This is a genomic window from Sphingopyxis sp. GW821-FHT12C06, assembly GCF_058807415.1.
In genome coordinates this window covers 1-683 of record NZ_JBXAQR010000012.1, presented here as the reverse complement: position 1 = coordinate 683, position 683 = coordinate 1, and the positions used below count along the sequence as shown (strand labels likewise).

Sequence of the window (683 nt, the reverse complement as noted above, 5' to 3'; positions counted from 1 at the left end):
GCGATCCTGATCGCGCGCGAGCGGCTCGCCGACGAATTGCTCGACCGCGCGATCTGGGGCGTCGAGGAGACGAGCGAGCGCGACGCCAATGACCATCATCATTACACCAAACGCCGCCGCCACATCCCCGGCCTTGGCCTCGCGATGCTCGCGCGGCTCGACAAGATGGTCGAGACCCGCGCCCGCGCCGGGGAGGCGATGCTGGCGCAGATTATCGCGGGCGACTGGGCGGGCTTCCTCTCGCTCTTCGACGTCGATGCCGACAATCCCGATGCACAGGGCCACGCCGCCGCCCTCGCCTGCTGGCTCGCCGCGCGCGACAGCCGCGCCAACCCGCTCGCCAGCCTGTGGAAAGACACGTCGATCGCGAATGAAGTTGCGCGGTTTTCCGCCGAAATCGACGACGAACCCGAAGCCGGTCCGACCCCCGAGGAAGAGGCCGCGGCGATGACGATGTGGCGCGACGAGGAAAGCGGCGAATGGCGCACCAACTTCCCGCCGCCGGAGGATTTTATCGGCATCGAGGAAGGCGAATTCGGCGACCCCGACTATGAACGCACCCTCGACGCCGACGAGGAAGCCGCCTTCGAAGCCGCCCGCACCGCCAGCCTCGCCCCGCTGCGCAAAGCCGCCGAAGCCGCACGCCGGGCGTTCTTCAACCTGCCGGTCGCGGCGAATGACGC

General features: G+C 68.8%; 1 protein-coding gene. It reads left to right on the top strand.

All coding sequences use genetic code 11. The features are described from left to right. A partial coding sequence (locus AC1RRJ_RS21560) for a hypothetical protein (protein WP_493126580.1) occupies nucleotides 1–683 on the top strand: 683 nt, incomplete at both ends.